This window comes from Scandinavium sp. (genome assembly GCF_036271055.1).
GTDB lineage: Bacteria > Pseudomonadota > Gammaproteobacteria > Enterobacterales > Enterobacteriaceae > Scandinavium.
Genome location: NZ_DATBBJ010000063.1, coordinates 129,521 through 149,261, shown reverse-complemented (window position 1 = coordinate 149,261; position 19,741 = coordinate 129,521). Strand labels below are relative to the sequence as shown.

General features: G+C 51.4%; 18 protein-coding genes. 13 read left to right on the top strand and 5 right to left on the bottom strand.

Going from position 1 to position 19,741, the window contains the following annotated elements; all coding sequences use genetic code 11:
* Nucleotides 1-9 precede the first annotated feature (9 nt).
* Nucleotides 10-441: a rhodanese-like domain-containing protein gene (locus tag VH187_RS11215; protein ID WP_329701529.1), complete on the bottom strand. Its 432-nt coding sequence runs from the start codon at nucleotides 439-441 to the stop codon at nucleotides 10-12.
* Nucleotides 442-688: 247 nt separating this feature from the next.
* Between VH187_RS11215 and gpmM the strand changes: the two genes are divergently transcribed.
* From gpmM to VH187_RS11200, 3 genes are read left to right on the top strand one after another with little or no spacing between them, the layout of a single operon-like run.
* Nucleotides 689-2,233 carry a 2,3-bisphosphoglycerate-independent phosphoglycerate mutase gene (gene gpmM, locus VH187_RS11210; protein ID WP_329701528.1) on the top strand — a complete coding sequence of 515 codons (1,545 nt, stop codon included), beginning with the start codon at nucleotides 689-691 and terminating at the stop codon, nucleotides 2,231-2,233.
* A gap of 9 nt (nucleotides 2,234-2,242) precedes the next feature.
* On the top strand, nucleotides 2,243-3,514 hold the full coding sequence (envC, locus tag VH187_RS11205) for a murein hydrolase activator EnvC (protein ID WP_329701527.1): 1,272 nt from the start codon (nucleotides 2,243-2,245) through the stop codon (nucleotides 3,512-3,514).
* Nucleotides 3,515-3,517: 3 nt separating this feature from the next.
* Nucleotides 3,518-4,450 carry a divergent polysaccharide deacetylase family protein gene (locus VH187_RS11200; RefSeq protein ID WP_329701526.1) on the top strand — a complete coding sequence of 311 codons (933 nt, stop codon included), beginning with the start codon at nucleotides 3,518-3,520 and terminating at the stop codon, nucleotides 4,448-4,450.
* 17 nt (nucleotides 4,451-4,467) lie between these two features.
* On the opposite strand, the gene VH187_RS11195 is transcribed toward VH187_RS11200, so the two are convergent.
* Nucleotides 4,468-5,265: a glycosyltransferase family 2 protein gene (locus tag VH187_RS11195; RefSeq protein ID WP_329701525.1), complete on the bottom strand. Its 798-nt coding sequence runs from the start codon at nucleotides 5,263-5,265 to the stop codon at nucleotides 4,468-4,470.
* Nucleotides 5,266-5,471: 206 nt separating this feature from the next.
* Between VH187_RS11195 and VH187_RS11190 the strand changes: the two genes are divergently transcribed.
* Nucleotides 5,472-6,704, top strand: coding sequence for a glycosyltransferase (locus VH187_RS11190; RefSeq protein WP_329701524.1), 1,233 nt, complete (start codon nucleotides 5,472-5,474; stop codon nucleotides 6,702-6,704).
* Nucleotides 6,697-7,614 carry a glycosyltransferase family 2 protein gene (locus VH187_RS11185; protein WP_329701523.1) on the top strand — a complete coding sequence of 306 codons (918 nt, stop codon included), beginning with the start codon at nucleotides 6,697-6,699 and terminating at the stop codon, nucleotides 7,612-7,614. Before VH187_RS11190 ends, VH187_RS11185 begins: the two co-directional genes overlap by 8 nt.
* Before the next feature lie 30 nt (nucleotides 7,615-7,644).
* On the opposite strand, the gene tdh is transcribed toward VH187_RS11185, so the two are convergent.
* Together tdh and kbl are read right to left on the bottom strand one after the other, a co-directional pair.
* Nucleotides 7,645-8,673 carry an L-threonine 3-dehydrogenase gene (tdh, locus tag VH187_RS11180; protein ID WP_329701522.1) on the bottom strand — a complete coding sequence of 343 codons (1,029 nt, stop codon included), beginning with the start codon at nucleotides 8,671-8,673 and terminating at the stop codon, nucleotides 7,645-7,647.
* Between the two features lie 9 nt (nucleotides 8,674-8,682).
* Nucleotides 8,683-9,879, bottom strand: coding sequence for a glycine C-acetyltransferase (kbl, locus tag VH187_RS11175; protein ID WP_329701521.1), 1,197 nt, complete (start codon nucleotides 9,877-9,879; stop codon nucleotides 8,683-8,685).
* Nucleotides 9,880-10,094: 215 nt separating this feature from the next.
* On the opposite strand from kbl, the gene rfaD reads away from it, so the two are divergent.
* From rfaD to VH187_RS11145, 6 genes are all read left to right on the top strand, one after another.
* Nucleotides 10,095-11,075, top strand: a complete 981-nt coding sequence (rfaD, locus tag VH187_RS11170; RefSeq protein WP_329701520.1) for an ADP-glyceromanno-heptose 6-epimerase — start codon at nucleotides 10,095-10,097, stop codon at nucleotides 11,073-11,075.
* A gap of 79 nt (nucleotides 11,076-11,154) precedes the next feature.
* Nucleotides 11,155-12,201 carry an ADP-heptose--LPS heptosyltransferase RfaF gene (rfaF, locus tag VH187_RS11165; protein ID WP_329701519.1) on the top strand — a complete coding sequence of 349 codons (1,047 nt, stop codon included), beginning with the start codon at nucleotides 11,155-11,157 and terminating at the stop codon, nucleotides 12,199-12,201.
* A gap of 3 nt (nucleotides 12,202-12,204) precedes the next feature.
* Nucleotides 12,205-13,188, top strand: a complete 984-nt coding sequence (gene rfaC, locus VH187_RS11160) for a lipopolysaccharide heptosyltransferase RfaC (protein WP_329701518.1) — start codon at nucleotides 12,205-12,207, stop codon at nucleotides 13,186-13,188.
* Between the two features lie 3 nt (nucleotides 13,189-13,191).
* Nucleotides 13,192-14,298 carry a glycosyltransferase family 9 protein gene (locus VH187_RS11155; protein ID WP_329701517.1) on the top strand — a complete coding sequence of 369 codons (1,107 nt, stop codon included), beginning with the start codon at nucleotides 13,192-13,194 and terminating at the stop codon, nucleotides 14,296-14,298.
* Nucleotides 14,299-14,302: 4 nt separating this feature from the next.
* The gene (locus VH187_RS11150; RefSeq protein WP_329701516.1) at nucleotides 14,303-15,211 is read left to right on the top strand and encodes a glycosyltransferase family 2 protein; all 909 of its coding nucleotides are present in this window, start codon (nucleotides 14,303-14,305) and stop codon (nucleotides 15,209-15,211) included.
* Nucleotides 15,199-16,416 carry an O-antigen ligase family protein gene (locus VH187_RS11145; protein WP_329701515.1) on the top strand — a complete coding sequence of 406 codons (1,218 nt, stop codon included), beginning with the start codon at nucleotides 15,199-15,201 and terminating at the stop codon, nucleotides 16,414-16,416. The genes VH187_RS11150 and VH187_RS11145 overlap by 13 nt, the downstream gene beginning before the upstream one ends.
* 15 nt (nucleotides 16,417-16,431) lie before the next feature.
* Here the strand turns inward: VH187_RS11145 and VH187_RS11140 are convergent, their stop codons facing one another.
* Nucleotides 16,432-17,397: a polysaccharide deacetylase family protein gene (locus tag VH187_RS11140; RefSeq protein ID WP_329701514.1), complete on the bottom strand. Its 966-nt coding sequence runs from the start codon at nucleotides 17,395-17,397 to the stop codon at nucleotides 16,432-16,434.
* Between the two features lie 148 nt (nucleotides 17,398-17,545).
* On the opposite strand from VH187_RS11140, the gene rfaQ reads away from it, so the two are divergent.
* Both rfaQ and VH187_RS11130 read left to right on the top strand, forming a co-directional pair.
* Nucleotides 17,546-18,613: a putative lipopolysaccharide heptosyltransferase III gene (gene rfaQ / locus VH187_RS11135; protein ID WP_329701513.1), complete on the top strand. Its 1,068-nt coding sequence runs from the start codon at nucleotides 17,546-17,548 to the stop codon at nucleotides 18,611-18,613.
* The gene (locus tag VH187_RS11130) at nucleotides 18,610-19,740 is read left to right on the top strand and encodes a glycosyltransferase family 4 protein (RefSeq protein WP_329701512.1); all 1,131 of its coding nucleotides are present in this window, start codon (nucleotides 18,610-18,612) and stop codon (nucleotides 19,738-19,740) included. Before rfaQ ends, VH187_RS11130 begins: the two co-directional genes overlap by 4 nt.
* Nucleotide 19,741: the final 1 nt, after the last annotated feature.

Genomic DNA, 19,741 nt, shown 5'->3' with positions numbered 1-19,741 from the left:
CTCAGAAAATTACTTACCACGAACCAGTGGCAGGTTCTCACCGCTCCAACCCGCAACGCCTTCTTTCAGCACAAATACGCGCTCGAAGCCCGCTTTGTTCAGCGCTGTAGCTGGATCCTGAGCCTGCATACCAGAACCATCAACTACGATGATGGGTTTATCTTTGTGTTTTTCAAGCTCACCGACGTTATTTGCTTTAATTTCAGCAGGCAGCAGGTTAACAGAACCGGCAATGTGGCCTTTACGGAAATCATCGCGTTGGCGTAAATCGACAACGACGGCATCTTCTTTGTTAATCAGACGCGTTGCTTCACCGCGAGTGATCACTTTGATCTTGGAGGTCAGGCCTTTAAAGGTCGTGAACAGAACCGCAGCCAGTAAGCCAACCCAGGCGATACTCAGTATGGGATGACGGCTAACAAATTGCATAATTTCTTGCATGGGGGGTGATAACTCCCGACTCAGTGATTAAAAAAACAGGAAAGGAGTATACCTGTGCAAGGTGGCAAATACAGCAATCCGAACATAAGCTGATCCAATTTCTGCGGCCTGATTCGTGAAATTTAAGCCAAAATTAACCAATCTCATCCTTAGAGTCGCCCGATCGTTGATCCTTCGAGGCAGATTTATCGATTCAGCTGTAGTAAAATCACGCAAATTTTTTCTCTTTGAGCATGAGGTTGTCGCAATGTCGGTTACTAAAAAACCTATGGTACTGGTGATTCTGGATGGCTATGGCTACCGTGAAGACCAGCAGGATAACGCCATTTTCAATGCAAAAACGCCGGTTATGGATGGCCTGTGGGCAAAACGTCCACACACCCTGATTGATGCTTCCGGCCTGGAAGTTGGTCTGCCAGACCGTCAGATGGGTAACTCCGAAGTGGGCCACGTCAACCTGGGCGCGGGTCGTATCGTGTATCAGGACCTGACCCGTCTGGACGTTGAAATCAAAGAACGCACCTTCTTTGAAAACAGCACCCTGGTAGGCGCAGTCGATAAAGCCGTTGCTGCGGACAAAGCCGTTCACATTATGGGCCTGCTGTCTGCCGGTGGCGTTCACAGCCACGAAGACCACATCATGGCGATGGTTGAACTGGCCGCAGAGCGTGGCGCAGAAAAAATCTATCTGCACGCTTTCCTTGATGGCCGCGATACGCCACCACGCAGCGCAGAACCTGTGCTGAAAAAATTCGAAGACAAATTTGCTGCGCTGGGCAAAGGCCGTGTGGCATCCATCATCGGTCGTTACTTCGCAATGGATCGCGACAACCGTTGGGATCGCGTTGAACAAGCGTATGACCTGATGACCCTGGCTAAAGGCGATTTCCAGTTCGATACCGCTGTTGCTGGCCTGGAAGCCGCTTACGCTCGCGATGAAAACGACGAATTCGTGAAAGCGACCGTTATCCGCGCTGAAGGTCAGGCTGACGCAGCGATGGAAGATGGCGACGCGCTGATTTTCATGAACTTCCGTGCTGACCGCGCCCGTGAAATCACTCGCGCATTCGTGAACAGCGATTTCGACGGCTTCGCTCGTAAGAAAGTCGTTGATCTCGACTACATCATGCTGACGCAATATGCGGCGGATATCGATGCCCCTTGCGCCTATCCACCGGCTTCCCTCGCAAACACCTTTGGCGAGTGGATGGCGAAGAACGACAAAACCCAGCTGCGTATTTCTGAAACCGAGAAATATGCGCACGTGACCTTCTTCTTCAATGGCGGCGTGGAAGAGTCGTTCGCAGGCGAAGATCGCATTCTGATCAACTCCCCGAAAGTGGCGACTTATGACCTGCAACCTGAAATGAGTTCGGCAGAATTGACTGAAAAACTGGTCGGCGCGATCACTGGCGGTCAGTACGACACCATCATCTGTAACTATCCGAATGGCGACATGGTCGGCCATACCGGTGTGATGGAAGCAGCAGTTAAGGCGATTGAAGCGCTGGATCACTGCATTGCCGAAGTCACCAAAGCGGTAGAATCTGTTGGCGGTCAAATGCTTATCACCGCTGACCACGGCAACGCGGAACAGATGCGTGACCCATCAACCGGTCAGGCGCATACCGCGCACACCAACCTGCCCGTTCCGCTGATTTACGTCGGCAGCAAAGCAGTGAAAGCAGTCGACGGCGGTAAACTTTCCGATATCGCGCCAACCATGCTGACCCTGATGGGCATGGACATCCCGCAAGAGATGACTGGCAAGCCGCTGTTCATCGTGGAATAATCCCTCCCCATGAGGGGAAAGGCGATTGTTTCAACCACATGGATCGCGACGGCAGTCCGATCCGTTTGTTACGCCAGCGCACTTAGCGCTGGCGTATTGCTGTGCGCATCAGCCGCTCATGCGGACGATCGCGACCAGCTAAAATCTATTCAGGCCGATATCGCCAGCAAAGAAAAGGCGGTTCGCCAGCAACAACAGCAACGTTCAGCCCTGCTCGCCCAACTCAAAATCCAGGAAGAAGCCATTTCAGCCGCCGCTCGCAAGCTGCGGGAAACACAGAATACCCTTGCCGATCTCAATAAGCAGGTTGATGCGATGAACGCGTCGATTGCCAAACTGGAAAAGCAAAAAGCGACCCAGGAACGCAATCTTGCAGCACAGCTTGATGCCGCATTCCGTCAGGGCGAGCACACCGGTATTCAGTTAATCCTTAGCGGTGAAGAAAGCCAGCGCGGGCAGCGTCTGCAAGCCTATTTTGGCTATCTCAACCAGGCGCGTCAGGAAACTATCGCCGAGCTGAAACAAACCAGCGAAGAAGTCGCGTCGCAAAAAGCCGATCTGGAAGAGAAGCAGAGCCAACAGCAAACATTGCTGTATGAGCAGAAAGCGCAGCAGGCGAAGCTTGAGCAAGCGCGTAACGAACGTAAGAAAACCCTCTCCGGGCTTGAGTCGTCAATTCAGGCGGGCCAACAGCAGCTTTCTGAACTGCGGGCCAACGAAAACCGGATGCGCTCCCGCCTCGCACAAGCCGAGGCCGCCGCCCGCGCCCGAGCACAGCGCGAGGCCAACGAAGCACAGGCGGTTCGTAACCGTCAGCAGGACGCTTCGCGTAAAGGCACCACCTACAAACCTTCCGAAAGTGAACGCTCACTGATGTCGCGTACCGGCGGGTTGGGCTCACCTCGTGGTCAGGCTTACTGGCCGGTTCGTGGCCCAACGCTGCATCGCTATGGCGAACAGCTGCAAGGTGAACTACGTTGGAAAGGGATGGTTATCGGTGCGTCTGAAGGTACAGAGGTAAAAGCGATTGCCGATGGTCGCGTGATCCTTGCCGACTGGCTGCAGGGCTACGGCCTGGTGGTGGTGGTTGAGCACGGGAAAGGCGACATGAGTTTGTATGGCTATAACCAAAGCGCGCTGGTCAGCGTCGGGACCCAGGTTCGCGCCGGTCAGCCGATTGCCCTTGTGGGCAGCAGTGGGGGTCAGGGCCGACCATCACTCTACTTCGAAATTCGTCGCCAGGGTCAGGCGGTCAATCCACAGCCGTGGTTGGGAAGATAAGTTTTGCTTCAATTTCGCCCGTTAGTGTTGTCTGTCGCCGCCGTTCTGGCGGTTATCTCCCCGGCCCACGCCGGAAAACTTTCGATAGTCATTGATGATTTTGGCTACCGTCCTCAGCAAGAAAATCAAGTATTGGCGCTGCCCAATGCGATCTCTGTTGCCGTGTTACCGAATGCGCCTCACGCCCGAGAAATGGCGACCAAAGCCCATAACGGCGGGCATGAAGTGCTGATTCACCTGCCGATGGCACCGCTCAGTAAGCAACCGCTGGAAAAAGATACCCTGCGACCGGATATGAGCAGCGATGAGATTGACCGTATCGTTCGCGAAGCCGTTGCTAAAGTGCCGTATGCCGTCGGGCTGAACAATCACATGGGCAGCGCAATGACCTCGAGCCTGTTCGGCATGCAGAAAGTGATGCAGACGCTGAGCCATTACAATTTCTACTTTCTCGACAGCATGACGATTGGCAACAGCCAGTCGATGCGGGCTGCCGCCGGAACCGGCGTGAAGGTGATTAAGCGCAAAGTGTTCCTCGACGATACCCAAAACGAAGCGGATATCCGCGTGCAGTTTAATCGGGCCGTCCAACTGGCAAGGCGTAACGGTTCGGCGATTGCGATCGGTCACCCACACCCGACAACAGTTCGCGTGCTTCAGCAAATGGTTTACAATCTGCCACCGGATATCACCCTGGTGCGACCAAGCAGCCTGCTCAACGAGCCTCAGGTGGATACTTCTACTCCGAATAACGCAGCGCCAGTAAAGACGACTCAACCGCGCAACCCGTTCCGGGGTGTGAAGCTGTGTAAGCCGAAACAGCCGCAGCAGCCGGTGTATGCCAGCCGATTCTTTGATGTGTTAAGCGACAGCATCTCTCACAGCACGCTGGTGCAGTACATGCAATTACAGTGGCAAGGTTGGGATAAGCCGTGACAGCCTGAATGTCCTGTTCAGACAGTGCGAGAATCCGTGTGCTCTTCAGCCGCGGATTTTTGCTTTTCGGGATACGCATACCAGGCTTTGAAATATTTTAGGAAACTATAGAAAGTGGCATAAAGCCCTGTGACTAAACCCACTCTTCCTTCGCGCCAGGCCCCGCTAAATACGTACCATTTGAAAAAAGCCCCTATCGCGCTGATGATACCTCGCCCAATCGATGGCCGGATCTTGTGATATTTCACCAGACGTGACGTATAACTATTTAATTTATTGAAGATCTCATGCAAGGAATAGAAAGTATCGTGCCGGACGTGGCCTTCTATACGGGAAGTGTGAAGAGAGCCTTCTACCTGATCGTCTACTGGCCGGAGGCTAAAACGCGCATGGCGTCGGTTAAAAAGACGGACGGGGAAATCCGGTGAAGACACAGGGTAGATTGTCCGCACCTGTTCGCCGAGTACGTACCAGTACCGCGACAACCGCCAGCCGTGGTCTTCGGACGGCTCATCGCCTTTCTTTAATGCCTGGATAAAGGCCACTGTTTGGGCGTCGAGTATTTCATCGCTATCCATACACAACACCCAGTCATGGGTGGCGCGAGCGATAGCCACATTCATCTGCTCGCCATGCATATTATAAGGATGATAAATTGGCACCAACCCATATTCACGACAAATAGATAAAGTTTTATCCGTGCTACCGGAATCAATAATAACAATTTCATCCGCCACATCGATTAAAGGGGCAATGACTTTATGCAACAAGCGCTCTGAATTATACGTCAAAAGACACACGGTCAAGCTAAGCATTTCTGCCTCGACATTCTGATGAGAATTAACAATATTCAGAAAATTATAGTGGGAAGCATATTTTCGAAAAAGAGTCGGATTCACACCTCAATTATTATTGATTTTAAATAAAATTCCACATCCAAAAGCCTGAAGAAAAAAACGCTGATTATCCTGAAGAGTTCCTTATAATGCGGGCTGGTTTTTTAATATGAGAATCAGAGAGCATGACGCCGCAAAAACGTAAAATCCTGCTGTTTGACAGCGGCAAAGAGTGGGGCGGTGGCACGAACAGCATGCTGGAGCTGCTTAAGCGCATTGACAGGCAACGTTTTGATATTACATGTTGTTTTTATCATAACTACGCCCGGGCTGGCGGTGAAAGTATCGAGCAAGTCCTGCATTCGCTGGGTATTCCTATGGTGCTACTTCCCGCGCGCCACCAGCCTGGCTGGGCTAAACTGACCAAAGAAGTGGGTCGTAGCCTGCTCTTTTTCTCGCGCGATGCTCGCAAATCTTTCACCCGAAAAATGGATAACCTTTGGCGGATCCAGCCTGACGCGCGTCGTCTTCGACAACTACTTCAGGACGGCGGGTACGATATTCTGTACATGAATAATCAACCCGGCTCCAACGAAGAGGGTTATCACGCCGTGAGCGGGCTCCCGGTGGCGTTGGTGCAGCATTGCCGTATTGAGCCGGTGCTTTCGCCTTCGCTGGTCGAACTGGTGAATGCGCAGATAGACAAAATCATTGCGGTTTCACGCGGTGTAGAAAAAGTTTTACTGAACAATGGGGTGAAACGTCAGTACTGCGTCACGGTGAATAACGCTATCGATATCCACCAGCCCTTGCCGGATCGCGAATCCATGCGTAAAACGCTGGATATTTCCCCTGACACCTTTGTCTTTGGCAGCATTGGCTCGCTCATCGCACGTAAATCGAATCACCATACGCTTGATGCCCTGGCCCAGTTTTCGCAGCGCCATCCCAACACAGACTGGAAAATGATCCTGATTGGTGAGGGGCCGGAACGCGCGGCGCTGGTCTCTCAGGCGAAAGCGCTGGGCATTGCTGAACATCTTATTTTCACCGGATTTCGCAATAATCCTTTTGAGTATCTCGCCACCTTTGACGCCTTCATTCTGGCCTCAAGCAGCGAAGGCCTGCCACGAGTGGTTCTTGAAGCGATGCTACTCGGCATCCCGGTCATCGGCTCCGATGTGACCGGCACCGCAGAGCTTATCGACCACCAGCGCACAGGGCTGCTGTTCCAGTGGAGTGACAGCCAGACACTGGCGCAGCATCTTTCGCAAATAAGCAAAGACGCTGAATTGCGCCAACAGCTTGCCGAAAACGCGCGCCAGCATGTCCACGACCACTATGCTATTGAGCATTATGTCGCTGGCGTTGAACACGAATTAGCCTCTATTTCTTCGAGACGAACAGACTATGTTTAAATTTCTGAATGCCCGCTACCGCCATATCACGGCGCGACACAACATTCCTTATGCCTCACTGGCCACGTCTTCGAAAAGCGTACCGGTGACATCGGTGGTCATTCCCTGTACCGGTGCGGACTACGTGGAAGAAGCTTTGCTCTCTGCCACCTTTGCCGAGCGCTATGCACCCGAGCTGGAAGAGATTGTCATCGTCAGCGATCAGCCGGAAAGCGCGTTTGGCGAGCTGCCGCCAAAGACTCGGGTCGTCACGCTCGAATTGCCTAAGCGCGAAGAAAACTACCGCTATAAGCAAATTTACCTGAGTCGCCTGGTCAAACTGAACGCACCGTTACAGGCTCGCGGCGAAGGTATTCTGATGATCGATTCAGACCTTAACCTGCTGCAAATGCCGCGCTTTCAGGTCGAAGACCATCACATTTACTCCAGCTTCCGTCAGGGCAAAATGATTGCCAAGCTGGAAGGCGCGCCTGCCGACAAGGTGCCCGCCTACTACAAAGAGACCGTGCGTCCGTACATCGTCGATCACGTCAACGGTGCATTCCTTGCGACTACGCGCAAAACCTGGCGTCGTATCTGTCCGTTGTGGTTGACGTTGTTCCAGGATACCTGGGAGCTGATGGATGACAGCCAGCCGCCGACCGATCAGCTGCCGCTGGCTGCGCTGCTCGATATGCTGGATTTAAAAACGGTGAATCTGGGTGACTGGATGAACTGGCCGGTTTCGAAAAAAATCGGCGGGCAAGAGGCAGTTATTCCGGAACAGGTGGTGGGCGCGCACGGTGGCTTCCCGCTGTCTGAGTGGCAAAAATACCTGGAATCCCCTGAGAACAAATTGCTGTTTAAAGGCCAGGATTACACCCGCAAAGTCCGTTACCTGACGGATGCGGAAAAAAAGAAACAAGCATAAAAATGAAGGGGCCAATTGGCCCCTTCATCATTACTTGTCCCAGCTCAGAATAACTTTCCCTGACTGGCCTGAGCGCATCGCATCAAAGCCTTTCTGGAAGTCATCAATACCGAAGCGATGGGTAATGATTGGGGAAAGATCCAGGCCAGACTGAATCAGCGCCGCCATCTTGTACCAAGTTTCGAACATCTCACGGCCATAAATGCCTTTGATGAACAGACCCTTAAAGATGACTTTGGTCCAGTCGATGGACATGTCTGACGGTGGAATACCTAACATCGCGATCCGGCCGCCGTGATTCATGGTGTCGAGCATGGTGCGGAATGCCGGTGGGGCGCCAGACATTTCCAGGCCCACGTCAAACCCTTCGGTCATGCCCAACTCAGCCATCACATCGGTCAGGCTCTCTTTGGAAACGTTAACCGCGCGGGTCACGCCCATTTTGCGTGCCAGATCCAGACGGAATTCGTTCACATCGGTAATCACGACATTACGGGCACCCACGTGTTTCGCCACTGCCGCAGCCATGATACCGATCGGGCCTGCGCCAGAAACCAGCACGTCTTCGCCGACCAGGTCGAAAGAGAGCGCCGTGTGGACCGCGTTACCGAACGGGTCGAAGATGGACGCCAGATCGTCAGAAATGTTGTCCGGGATTTTGAACGCGTTGAATGCAGGGATCACCAGATATTCGGCGAAACAGCCCGGACGGTTCACGCCCACGCCCGTTGTGTTACGGCATAAATGGGTGCGGCCCGCACGGCAGTTACGGCAATGGCCGCAGGTGATATGACCTTCACCGGAAACGCGGTCGCCGATTTTAAAGCCCTTCACTTCCTGGCCGATGCCGACGACTTCGCCTACATATTCATGGCCCACCACCATCGGAACCGGAATGGTTTTCTGAGACCATTCATCCCAGTTGTAGATGTGCACATCGGTGCCGCAGATGGCGGTTTTGCGAATCTTGATCAGCAGGTCGTTATGACCGACTTCCGGCTCCGGAACGTCGTTCATCCAGATGCCTTCTTCAGCCTTTAATTTCGATAATGCTTTCATCTCACATCCTCAGGCAATCACGCCCAGTTGCTTACCGATGCGGGTAAACGCGTCCACCGCACGTTCAATTTGCTCAGGGGTATGCGCCGCAGACATCTGAGTGCGGATACGCGCCTGACCTTTTGGCACCACCGGATAGAAGAACCCGGTGACGTAAATCCCTTCTTTTTGCAGTTCGCGCGCAAAATCTTGCGCCACGGTCGCTTCACCGAGCATCACTGGAATGATCGCGTGATCGGCACCGGCCAGCGTGAAGCCTGCAGCGCTCATTTTTTCGCGGAACAGACGGGCGTTGCTCCAGAGACGGTCACGCAGTTCCGCGCCTGATTCCACCATTTCCAGCACTTTGATGGAGGCAGACACAATCGCCGGGGCCAGAGAGTTGGAGAACAGATATGGACGCGAACGCTGACGCAGCCACTCAACCACTTCTTTACGCGCCGCCGTATAGCCACCGGACGCGCCGCCGAGCGCTTTGCCCAACGTGCCGGTGATGATGTCTACGCGACCCATCACTTCACAATATTCATGCGAGCCGCGCCCGTTTTCGCCAACGAAACCGACTGCATGGGAATCATCGACCATGACCAGCGCATCGTATTTATCCGCCAGATCGCACACGCCTTTGAGGTTGGCAATCACACCATCCATGGAGAATACGCCATCGGTGGCGATCAGCACGTGGCGCGCACCGGCTTCACGGGCTTCTTTCAGGCGCGCTTCCAGTTCCTGCATGTCGTTGTTGGCATAGCGGAAACGCTTCGCTTTGCACAGGCGCACGCCGTCAATGATGGACGCATGGTTCAGCGCATCGGAAATAATGGCATCTTCCGGGCCGAGCAGCGTTTCAAACAGGCCGCCGTTGGCGTCAAAGCAAGAGGAATACAGAATCGCATCTTCCATGCCAAGGAACGTCGCCAGCTTGTTTTCCAGCACTTTGTGACTGTCTTGCGTGCCACAAATAAAGCGAACCGACGCCATGCCGAATCCGTGACTGTCCATCCCGGCTTTTGCTGCGGCGATAAGCTCCGGATGGTTCGCCAGGCCCAGATAGTTATTGGCGCAGAAGTTGATGACATGGCTGCCATCGCCGACGGTAATGTCCGCCTGCTGGGCAGAGGTAATGATGCGTTCTTCTTTAAACAACCCTTCCGCACGGGCGGTTTCCAGGTCGCTGGTTAACTGTTTGTAAAAATCACCACGCATTGCAACTCTCCAGATTCGGCAAAATTTGGCACATATTACCCAAACCTCTACGCTGATACGAGATGACTCAGCACCCGTTCCCCGTTTTTGCAGCATAAATCACGTGTACCCCTGCGGCTTGTCGGTGAATGTGAAGACTCCGCGTAGTGATGGTATGATAAGAACCATTAGCGTCCGGGAGTGGCCCGGTCACCCACATTTCAAAGGTTATCGTTATGATCATCGTTACCGGCGGCGCAGGCTTCATTGGCAGCAACATCGTTAAAGCCCTGAATGATAAAGGCATCACTGACATTCTGGTGGTGGACAACCTGAAAGATGGCACCAAATTCGTCAACCTGGTTGACCTCAATATCGCCGACTACATGGATAAAGAAGACTTCCTGATCCAGATTATGTCAGGCGAAGAGATGGGCGAAATCGAAGCGGTATTCCATGAAGGTGCCTGCTCTTCCACCACCGAGTGGGATGGCAAGTATATGATGGATAACAACTATCAGTACTCCAAAGAGCTGCTGCACTACTGCCTGGAGCGCGAAATCCCGTTCCTGTACGCCTCTTCTGCGGCAACTTATGGCGGACGCACGTCCGACTTTATTGAATCCCGCGAATATGAAAAACCGCTGAACGTGTACGGCTACTCCAAATTCCTGTTCGACGAATATGTGCGTCAAATCCTCCCGGAAGTCGATTCTCCGGTGGTGGGTTTCCGTTACTTCAACGTCTACGGCCCGCGTGAAGGACACAAAGGCAGTATGGCGAGCGTGGCTTTCCATCTCAACACGCAACTGAACAATGGCGAAAGTCCGAAACTGTTCGAAGGCAGCGACGGCTTTAAACGCGATTTCGTCTATGTTGGCGATGTGGCGGCGGTGAATCTGTGGTTCTGGGAGAACGGCGTATCCGGGATTTTCAACCTCGGCACCGGTCGCGCAGAATCCTTCCAGGCGGTGGCCGATGCGACGCTTGCGTACCACAAAAAAGGCAGCATCGAGTACATTCCGTTCCCGGAAAAACTGAAAGGTCGCTACCAGGCATTTACTCAGGCTGATATGACCAATCTGCGTGCCGCTGGCTACGACAAGCCGTTCAAAACCGTTGCAGAAGGCGTAACGGAATACATGCACTGGCTGAACCGCGACAATGATGCAAATTCACAAAATCATTCGAGCAGTATCAAGGCGGCAACTAAGTGAATCTCCGGGAGCTTACTAAAGTAAGTGACCGGAGTGAATGCAGGCAGCCAACGCTGAGACAGCTTGAAGGATGAAGTGAATGAAAATACTGGTGATTGGCCCGTCATGGGTGGGCGACATGATGATGTCGCAAAGTCTCTATCGCACACTCAAGGCGCGCTATCCCCAGGCGATCATTGATGTGATGGCTCCCGCGTGGTGCCGTCCTCTTTTATCGCGTATGCCGGAAGTGAACGAAGCCATCTCAATGCCGCTCGGTCACGGGGCGCTGGAAATTGGCGAACGCCGTCGGCTCGGGCACAGTCTGCGCGAGAAACGCTATGACCGGGCTTATGTGCTGCCTAACTCTTTTAAATCGGCGCTGGTGCCGTTTTTTGCCGGGATTTCACAGCGTACCGGCTGGCGTGGCGAGATGCGCTACGGCTTGCTGAATGATGCGCGCGTACTCGATAAAGCCGCCTGGCCGTTGATGGTTGAGCGCTACGTGGCGCTGGCGTACGACAAAGGCGTGATGCGCTCGGCGAAAGATTTGCCGCAGCCGCTGCTGTGGCCACAACTTCAGGTGAACGAAGGCGAAAAATCACATACCTGCTCCGCTTTTAATCTTTCAACAGAACGCCAGATGATTGGCTTCTGCCCCGGCGCAGAATTTGGCCCGGCGAAACGCTGGCCGCATTTCCACTATGCAGAACTCGCAAAACAGCTGATCGATGAAGGCTACCAGGTGGTGCTGTTTGGCTCCGCTAAAGACCACGATGCCGGCAACGAAATTCTTGCCACGCTCAGCCAGGAACAGCAGGCGTGGTGCCGCAATCTGGCGGGCGAAACGCAGCTTGAACAAGCGGTGGTATTGCTTGCCGCGTGTAAAGCCGTGGTCACCAACGATTCAGGCTTGATGCACGTTGCGGCAGCGTTGAACCGCCCGCTTGTTGCGTTGTATGGTCCAAGCAGCCCGGATTTCACTCCGCCGCTGTCGAACAAAGCCAAAGTCATTCGTCTGATTACGGGCTACCACAAAGTCCGCAAAGGTGATGCCGAAGAGGGCTATCACCAGAGTCTGATCGACATTACGCCGGAGCGCGTACTCGAAGAACTGAACCAGCTCCTGCTGGCCGAGGACGTATAACGGATGCGAGTGCTGATCGTAAAAACGTCCTCCATGGGCGACGTGCTTCACACACTGCCCGCGCTGACCGATGCCGTGCAGGCCATTCCAGGCATCCGTTTTGACTGGGTTGTCGAAGAAGGCTTCGCACAAATTCCTGGCTGGCATGCTGCCGTGGATAAAGTGATCCCCGTGGCGATTAGGCGCTGGCGCAAAGCGTGGTTCTCTGGCCCGGTAAAAGCCGAACGCCTGGTGTTTCGCCAAAAAATTCAGGCCGAAAAATACGACGCGATCATTGATGCTCAGGGGCTGGTGAAAAGCGCGGCGCTGGTCACTCGCCTTGCTCGTGGCATCAAACACGGCATGGACTGGCAAAGTGCCCGCGAACCGTTGGCGAGCCTGTTCTACAATCGCCGTCATCACATCGGAAAACAGCAGCACGCCGTTGAACGCACCCGCGAATTGTTTGCGAAGAGTCTCGGCTATTCAAAGCCAGAGACTCAGGGCGATTATGCAATTGCCCAACATTTCCAGCACTTACAGAAACAGAATGCTAAGCCGTATGTGATATTCCTGCATGCCACCACCCGGGACGATAAACACTGGCCGGAATCGCACTGGCACAAATTGGTAGAACTAATGCAAGACACGGGAATTCAGATTAAACTCCCGTGGGGCGCAGAACATGAACGTCAGCGCGCTGAGCGCATTGCCGCGGATTTGCAGCATGTCGAAGTGCTACCCAAATTGACGCTGGCGGAGGTCGCTGCAGAGCTAGCCGGTGCGGAGACAGTGATTTCTGTCGACACGGGCCTGAGCCATTTGACAGCAGCGCTGGATCGCCCCAACATCACGCTCTTCGGCCCTACCGATCCTGGGTTGATTGGGGGCTACGGTAAAAACCAACAACAATATGTAAGTCCGACGGGCAAGATGGGAGATATCACGGCTGATGCAATTTTTAACGCTTTACAGGGCAACCTGCAACGCGCGGGCAAGGAAACGTAGTCGATGAGCTATGTCATTCTTTTTATTCTCTTTCTCCCAATAAAGCTTGCTGGGAAACTGTTTCGCAAAGAGACTGGCAAGAACCTTGTCATCCAGACGGCGAAGATCGGCGATTTTGTCAACGCCACGCCGCTACTCAGCTATTTGCAAAAAAGTGATGTTCTGATTAGCCGCGCAGTAGAGCCGCTGGCCAGTCGCGATGACACCATCGAAACACTTTTTTTGATCGGTAAAAAGAAGCGCAATATTTTTGCCAAATTCCAGTTTGCCTGGCAGATTATGAATCGTTACGACAACGTCTATCTGCTGCAACCCAACAGCACCAACTTGTTTTTTGCGGCTGTGTGTAACGCGAAGAACAAGCAGTTTTTGAGTATCTACACGCGCCGCTGGTATCACGCCATTTTCTACGCAACAGCGAAAGGCGTAGTCAACCACGGCAAAAATACGCTTTCCGTGACCAATTATCTTCAATTAGCCGATCGCTCACTCAGTTGGCAAGACGCCCCAAAGCACGCCACGCACCCGCTGTATCAGCCAAAAACCTGGCCTGAGGTGCTTGAGAAACGTGGCGTCATTCGGATTGGACTCAGTATTTCTGCAGGTAATAAAGCCAAAACGGTTCCTCCTGTCATCTGGAAGCGCATTTTCGATGCTCTCGCAGACTTACCCTGCCATTACTACATTTTTGGCACTGAGAGCGAACAGCCGTGGTTAGACGAACTGTACCGAAACATCGGGGAACAGACGAACATTACCAGCCTATTGGGTCAACTGCCGCTAGAAGACGTTCCTTGGGCCATTTCTAAAATGGACTGCTACATCGCATCAGACTCGGGAAATGTCTACATTGCCGATGCCGTTAACGTCCCTGTTGTGCTGCTGTTTGGCCCATGCTGCTATCATGAGCAACGCCCATTGGGTGACACGCTATTGATAGGCAAAGATGAGAACATCAGCTCTTACGTGTTTGAAACGCGCTACTACTTTGATAAGTCGCGAGAAGATTTATTTCAGCTGACCGATGAAGAACAAGTACGGCTATATCACTTCGTTTCCAGCCTTCCTCATCGTGCTCAGAATAATAACTCTCCCGCAGCCGGAATATAATTGAATGGTCTTTATTAGCGTCATTATTGCGGCCCACAACGCAGGAAAAACCCTTACTCAAACACTTGAAAGTTTGATTTCGGCCATTGATACTGCATATCCGGAAGTGGAAGTTATCATTCTGAATGACAGTTCAGACGATAATACTCAACGCATCATAGAGGCGAACGCCTCGCGCCTACCGGGACTAATCACCCAAGAGGTGGTCTTCAAAAACATCGGACAAGTCAGAAATTATGCCGTATTGCTGGCCAAAGGCCAGTATATTACCATGCTCGACAGTGATGATTTGCTGAAGCCAGGTAGCCTGCGCGATGCGAGTGCCTTTTTAAAACAGCACCAGCCCGACATGCTGTTAACTCATCTGCTGGAAATTCGCGACATGGCGAAGATAACCGATGACTGGAATGGTTTTTCCCCCATCAGTTTGACCTCGCCAGAAGCCATACGGCGTTTCTTGATCCATAAAGATTTTCAGGCTCATCTGATCGGTCAGTTTATTCACCGGGATCTTTATCAGAAAGCTCCTATACCGCCGCTCATTTGTTATGAGGATTTTGCGGTTTTCCCCAGCATGCTTGTTGAAGCGCGAAAGATCTTTTTCCAACGTGAAGGGCACTATTACTACATAAAACGCCAAAGCAGTCTTTCCAGCACGCTGGATGCACATAAAATCAGTCATCTGGTAGCGTGCACGCTTAGCATGGAAACGGTGTTCCCTGAAAAATTCCAGCCACTGATCAACTGCCATTGGCTGGATATCTATACAAACCATAAATCGTATTTAAATCCTTTGCAATTGGATGAAGTAAAACGCCGGGTGTTAAGCTTATATACCCTTGGTTTTTTCTTTTCTAAAGATGTTCGCTTTAGCTACAAAAAAAGGGCTATTAAAGCATTATGGAAAAAGTAAGAAAAAATATATATCATCTCACCCTCCTAATGACGTTTATCTCTGTCGCGTTCGTTCTAGTGAGCTCTGGAAAACAACGAGAGTTTTTTTATATTGCTATTTACCTCAGCATTATCGGGCTGATAATTGAATATAAAAAATTAACATCCAGACCATTCAGCATTGCTATTCCTATTCTGCTGATAGGCATCCTGAATCTTGGATGGTACTTTATGTATGAATATCAAAATGAAGGGATAAATGTTTTTAGTGATTATATTGGCTCAAGTAAGAAACTTATTCTAGGAAGTTTGCTCGTTTTATATATAGATCGCTTCAAGAGTTATATTCCCACGGAAAAATTTAAAGTTTATTTTCTAATCGCTACTGGGACTGGATTACTCATGGCGACTGTCTATGGGTTTTGGCAGAGTTCTCAGGGTGTTATCCGTGTTGAAATGGCAACTAACCGTGCAACCATTTCAGCTTACGTATACTCTGCACTCTCTCTGGCATTCATTTATGGTCTGTATTTACAGAAAAAACGAGGGGCATACATACTCGCTGCCGCAATCATTCTAATCTCATATGTTATTATCCTGATGACGGGAACCAGAGCTGCCATGGGCATATTTATCATTCTTGCCTTTGTGCTGACCCTATATCATTTCAAAAAAATACATATTAAATCATGTATAACTCTGCTTGTCATTACAGCAGCAATAATAACAATAGGATATAAACCTTATATTGCACCTAAGTTGAAGCAAACTACTATTGAAATCGCCGATTTTAATAAAGGTAACGATAACACTTCACTTGGTGCCAGATTCTCTATGTGGATAGTAGGTGTAGAGAATGGTCTTAGTCATCCTCTTGGTCAATCAATAGAAAGCAGAAAACAATGGTCTGCGGGTTATACCGAAAAACATCCACATCTAAAAACAGCCATGCAATACATGGATATTCATCTGCATAATGAATTCATCGAAAAATATTCTCTGCAGGGGATTTTGGGCGTCATTTTGCTATTATTTTTCTACGGAGGATTATTATCCTCAGCCATTAAAAATAGTAATAGCTTGTTGTTTATCACAACATTGTCATTATTTATTTATGGTTTTACTGATGTCCTTTTAATTAGTTCTGAAGCTGTCATTTTCTATATCACTTTATTTGCTCTTAGTACGCATTTATCTCAAAGAGAAAAAACCATCATCACATAATTATTTAAACGCCGGTTACCCGGCGTTTTTCGTTTTATGCTGATAAAACTCCGCCAGCGTCATTCCCTGGGTGCGGGGTGCAAGCCAGGCGAATAGCTTCTCCAGATCCTGATACAGTCCTTCGATATCGGCTTCATTCTTAAATGTCGGGCTGCCGCCGGGCATAAATTCGGATGAGTGCAGCATGAATTCGACATAGTCATTGCCTTGGGCCAGACATTTTTCGGCGACGGAAATCATCTGATCGGCATTCCCGCCTGTCGGGCGTAACCAGTTCACAGAAGGCGAGCGATATTTTCCGCGTAACCGATCGTAGCTTTGCTTTATTCCATTGAGCCAACCCGGATGTTTGTAGTGAATGCTCATTGGCACTTCCAGCAATGGACTTTTTCCGGGCTGATGGATGGCGTTTTCATCCATAAAATAGGCGCGATCAGGAAAATGCTGGTAATCCGTGCCGCCATTTCCCTGTGGCGCGCCTTTGGCATTGCGCCAGTTCACCCGAGGCGTTACCGAACAATCCACCTGATACCCTAGTTCAATGAGCAACTTAGCGTAACGGCTATCGAACGCCCAACGCCCGGCTCGGTGACTGAGCATTTTGGTCTGGAATGTCTCTTCCAGGAGTTGCGTCATAAACAGCACTTTCTCGCGCAAAATATTGTCCGGGAATTCAATCAAGTAGGGTTGCCAGCGCCAGTCATCGCCCGTCAAATCATGTTCCGGCGGGCTGTTCCACGCATGCAGATGCATCCCCACTTCCCCCTGACCACGAGCAATGACATCTTTGGCGAAGTCGATATAGACCGGATCAACCGCCATTTCATAGTTTGTTAACCAGACGGGTTTGAAACCATATTGTTCACAGAGCGCCTGAAAGCGTGGCAGGAAACGGGCATTTTCAGTGTGAATGTGCCGGTGGTTCTGCCACAGGTTATCGCCTTCAGTATCTATGGTGATGATAAACGCAGGTTTCGTCATGGTTATCCCGAGAGTTAAAGAGGGTTGTCGCTATGTTAGCACTCTGAATCTGGAGTAAGAAGTCACCCATAAAGAACCGGGGCTGTGGAGAAAAGATGCAAGTGAGCTGCATGTCTATTAGAATTGCAGGCATTGTGGTCCCGATAAGATGATGATGAATAAGACACTCAACGCGCCCGATTTACGCATTCTATTGATTAAATTACGTCATCATGGCGATATGCTTCTGACTACTCCCGTTATCAATTCTTTGCGTCAGCGCTGGCCCCATGCGCAGATCGATGTCCTGTTGTACGAAGAAACGCGCGATATGCTCGTTGCCCATCCTGAAATACATAAAGTCTACGGCATCGATCGTAAATGGAAGCAGTTGGGCACGCGTGGGCACTTGCAAAAAGAGTGGCAACTGCTGACGACGTTGCGAGCGCAACATTATCATCTTGTTCTGAACCTCGCCGATCAATGGCGAAGTGCTCTTATCAGCCGCTTTACCGGCGCGCCGGTTCGTATCGGCTTTGATTTTAATAAACGTCGCGGTCTAATTTGGCGTCATTGCCATACCGCGCTGGCGTCAGTCAGCGGTCATCAGCAGATGCACACCGTTGAACAAAACCTCTCTATTCTGGCGCCTCTCGACATTGCGCCGGTTGCCGCTGTCTCAATGTGCTACACCCCTGAAGATGAGCAAACCGTCTCGACGAAGCTGACGGAGAAAGGCGTAGATGGCCGTTTTATCGTGGTACAACCCACGTCGCGCTGGTTCTTCAAGTGCTGGGATGAAGGCAAAATGGCGCAAACTATTACCGCCTTACAGCAGGATGGACATTCCATTGTGCTGACCTCCGGGCCGGATAAAAAAGAGCTGGCGATGGTCGAGACAATCCTCGCAGCCTGCCCTCAGGAACGCATTTATTCTCTCGCAGGCCAGCTGACGCTGCGTCAATTAGGCGCACTCATCGACAAAGCTGCCTTGTTTATCGGCGTCGATTCTGTGCCCATGCACATGGCTGCAGCTTTGCAAACGCCTTGCGTGGCGCTGTTTGGCCCGTCGAAACTGACATTCTGGAGCCCGTGGCAGGTAAAAGGTGAAGTCATTTGGGCCGGTGAGTACGGACCGTTGCCCGATCCCGATGCCGTCGACACTCGCACGAAAGAACGTTACCTGAATGCCATACCGGTTGACCGCGTCGTGGCGGCCGCGAGGAAATATCTGTGACCAAAAAGCATCGACTTGCGATTGTCAGACAGAAATACCGCCCCGATGGCGGTGCCGAGCGCTTTGTTTCACGCGCCCTTAGCGCGCTGAGCAATCAGGATCTCGAATTGAATGTCATTACCCGCCAGTGGCAGGGTGAGAAACAGGACGACTGGCACATTCATATCTGCAACCCACAGAAATGGGGCAGGATCAGTCGCGAGCGCGGTTTTGCGAATGCGGCACGCCAACTCTGGCAGGCAGAACAATTTGATATTGTGCAGAGCCACGAACGTATTCCTGGCTGCGACATTTATCGCGCAGGTGACGGCGTTCATCGCCGCTGGTTGTTACAACGGCAGCGAATTTTACCCGGCTGGCGTGGAAAACTGCTAATGCATGACCGCTACCATCGTTATGTGATGGAAGCTGAAAAAGCGATGTATCAGGCTCCGGAGTTGAAAGCTGTTATCTGTAATGCGACGATGATCAAAAATGAAATCATTGAAGATTTCGGCGTCGACGCAAAAAAAATCCATGTGATTTATAATTCAATTGATTCCAGCCGCTTCGTTCCGGCACAAAACGTGAAAAGATCGGCGCTTCGCCAGCAACTGGGCGTTCCGCATGATGCCGTTGTACTCTGTTTTGTCGGTTCCGGTTTTGAGCGCAAAGGGCTGGCGGCGGCCATTAAAGCCATTGCGCATACTGATCGCTACCTGCTGGTCGTCGGTCAGGATAAAGACGAAAAGCGTTATCGTGATCTGGCTCAGTCAGAAGGTTGCCGTGACCGTGTCCGTTTTTGCGGTGTGCAAAAAGAAACATTATCGTTTTACCAGGCGTCTGATGGCTTATTGTTACCAACGCTGTACGATCCGTTTCCCAATGTTATTCTGGAAGCGATGGCCTGCGGGCTGCCCGTCATAACCTCAAACACCTGTGGTGGGGCGGAGTTTATTGAGCAAGGTAGGAATGGTTTTGTCTGCGATGCCCTCGACATCTCACGCCTGAAAGAAGCAGTGATGGCTATTCCGGCACAAGATAAAGATAACGAACTGGGCATGGCTGCCCGCCATAAAGTCAAGGATGCAACACCGGAACGGCTCTCGAGCCAGCTCATTTCGCTTTATAAAACTTTATTGGATTAAT

Bases quoted from the DNA above. Each gene is read 5' to 3' on its own strand.
- VH187_RS11215 (WP_329701529.1), bottom strand. From the start codon at position 441: ATGCAAGAAATTATGCAATTTGTTAGCCGTCATCCCATACTGAGTATC.
- gpmM (WP_329701528.1), top strand. From the start codon at position 689: ATGTCGGTTACTAAAAAACCTATGGTACTGGTGATTCTGGATGGCTAT.
- envC (WP_329701527.1), top strand. From the start codon at position 2,243: ATGAGGGGAAAGGCGATTGTTTCAACCACATGGATCGCGACGGCAGTC.
- VH187_RS11195 (WP_329701525.1), bottom strand. From the start codon at position 5,265: ATGCTTAGCTTGACCGTGTGTCTTTTGACGTATAATTCAGAGCGCTTG.
- VH187_RS11190 (WP_329701524.1), top strand. From the start codon at position 5,472: ATGACGCCGCAAAAACGTAAAATCCTGCTGTTTGACAGCGGCAAAGAG.
- VH187_RS11185 (WP_329701523.1), top strand. From the start codon at position 6,697: ATGTTTAAATTTCTGAATGCCCGCTACCGCCATATCACGGCGCGACAC.
- tdh (WP_329701522.1), bottom strand. From the start codon at position 8,673: ATGAAAGCATTATCGAAATTAAAGGCTGAAGAAGGCATCTGGATGAAC.
- kbl (WP_329701521.1), bottom strand. From the start codon at position 9,879: ATGCGTGGTGATTTTTACAAACAGTTAACCAGCGACCTGGAAACCGCC.
- rfaD (WP_329701520.1), top strand. From the start codon at position 10,095: ATGATCATCGTTACCGGCGGCGCAGGCTTCATTGGCAGCAACATCGTT.
- rfaF (WP_329701519.1), top strand. From the start codon at position 11,155: ATGAAAATACTGGTGATTGGCCCGTCATGGGTGGGCGACATGATGATG.
- rfaC (WP_329701518.1), top strand. From the start codon at position 12,205: ATGCGAGTGCTGATCGTAAAAACGTCCTCCATGGGCGACGTGCTTCAC.
- VH187_RS11155 (WP_329701517.1), top strand. From the start codon at position 13,192: ATGAGCTATGTCATTCTTTTTATTCTCTTTCTCCCAATAAAGCTTGCT.
- VH187_RS11150 (WP_329701516.1), top strand. From the start codon at position 14,303: ATGGTCTTTATTAGCGTCATTATTGCGGCCCACAACGCAGGAAAAACC.
- VH187_RS11145 (WP_329701515.1), top strand. From the start codon at position 15,199: ATGGAAAAAGTAAGAAAAAATATATATCATCTCACCCTCCTAATGACG.
- VH187_RS11140 (WP_329701514.1), bottom strand. From the start codon at position 17,397: ATGACGAAACCTGCGTTTATCATCACCATAGATACTGAAGGCGATAAC.
- rfaQ (WP_329701513.1), top strand. From the start codon at position 17,546: ATGATGATGAATAAGACACTCAACGCGCCCGATTTACGCATTCTATTG.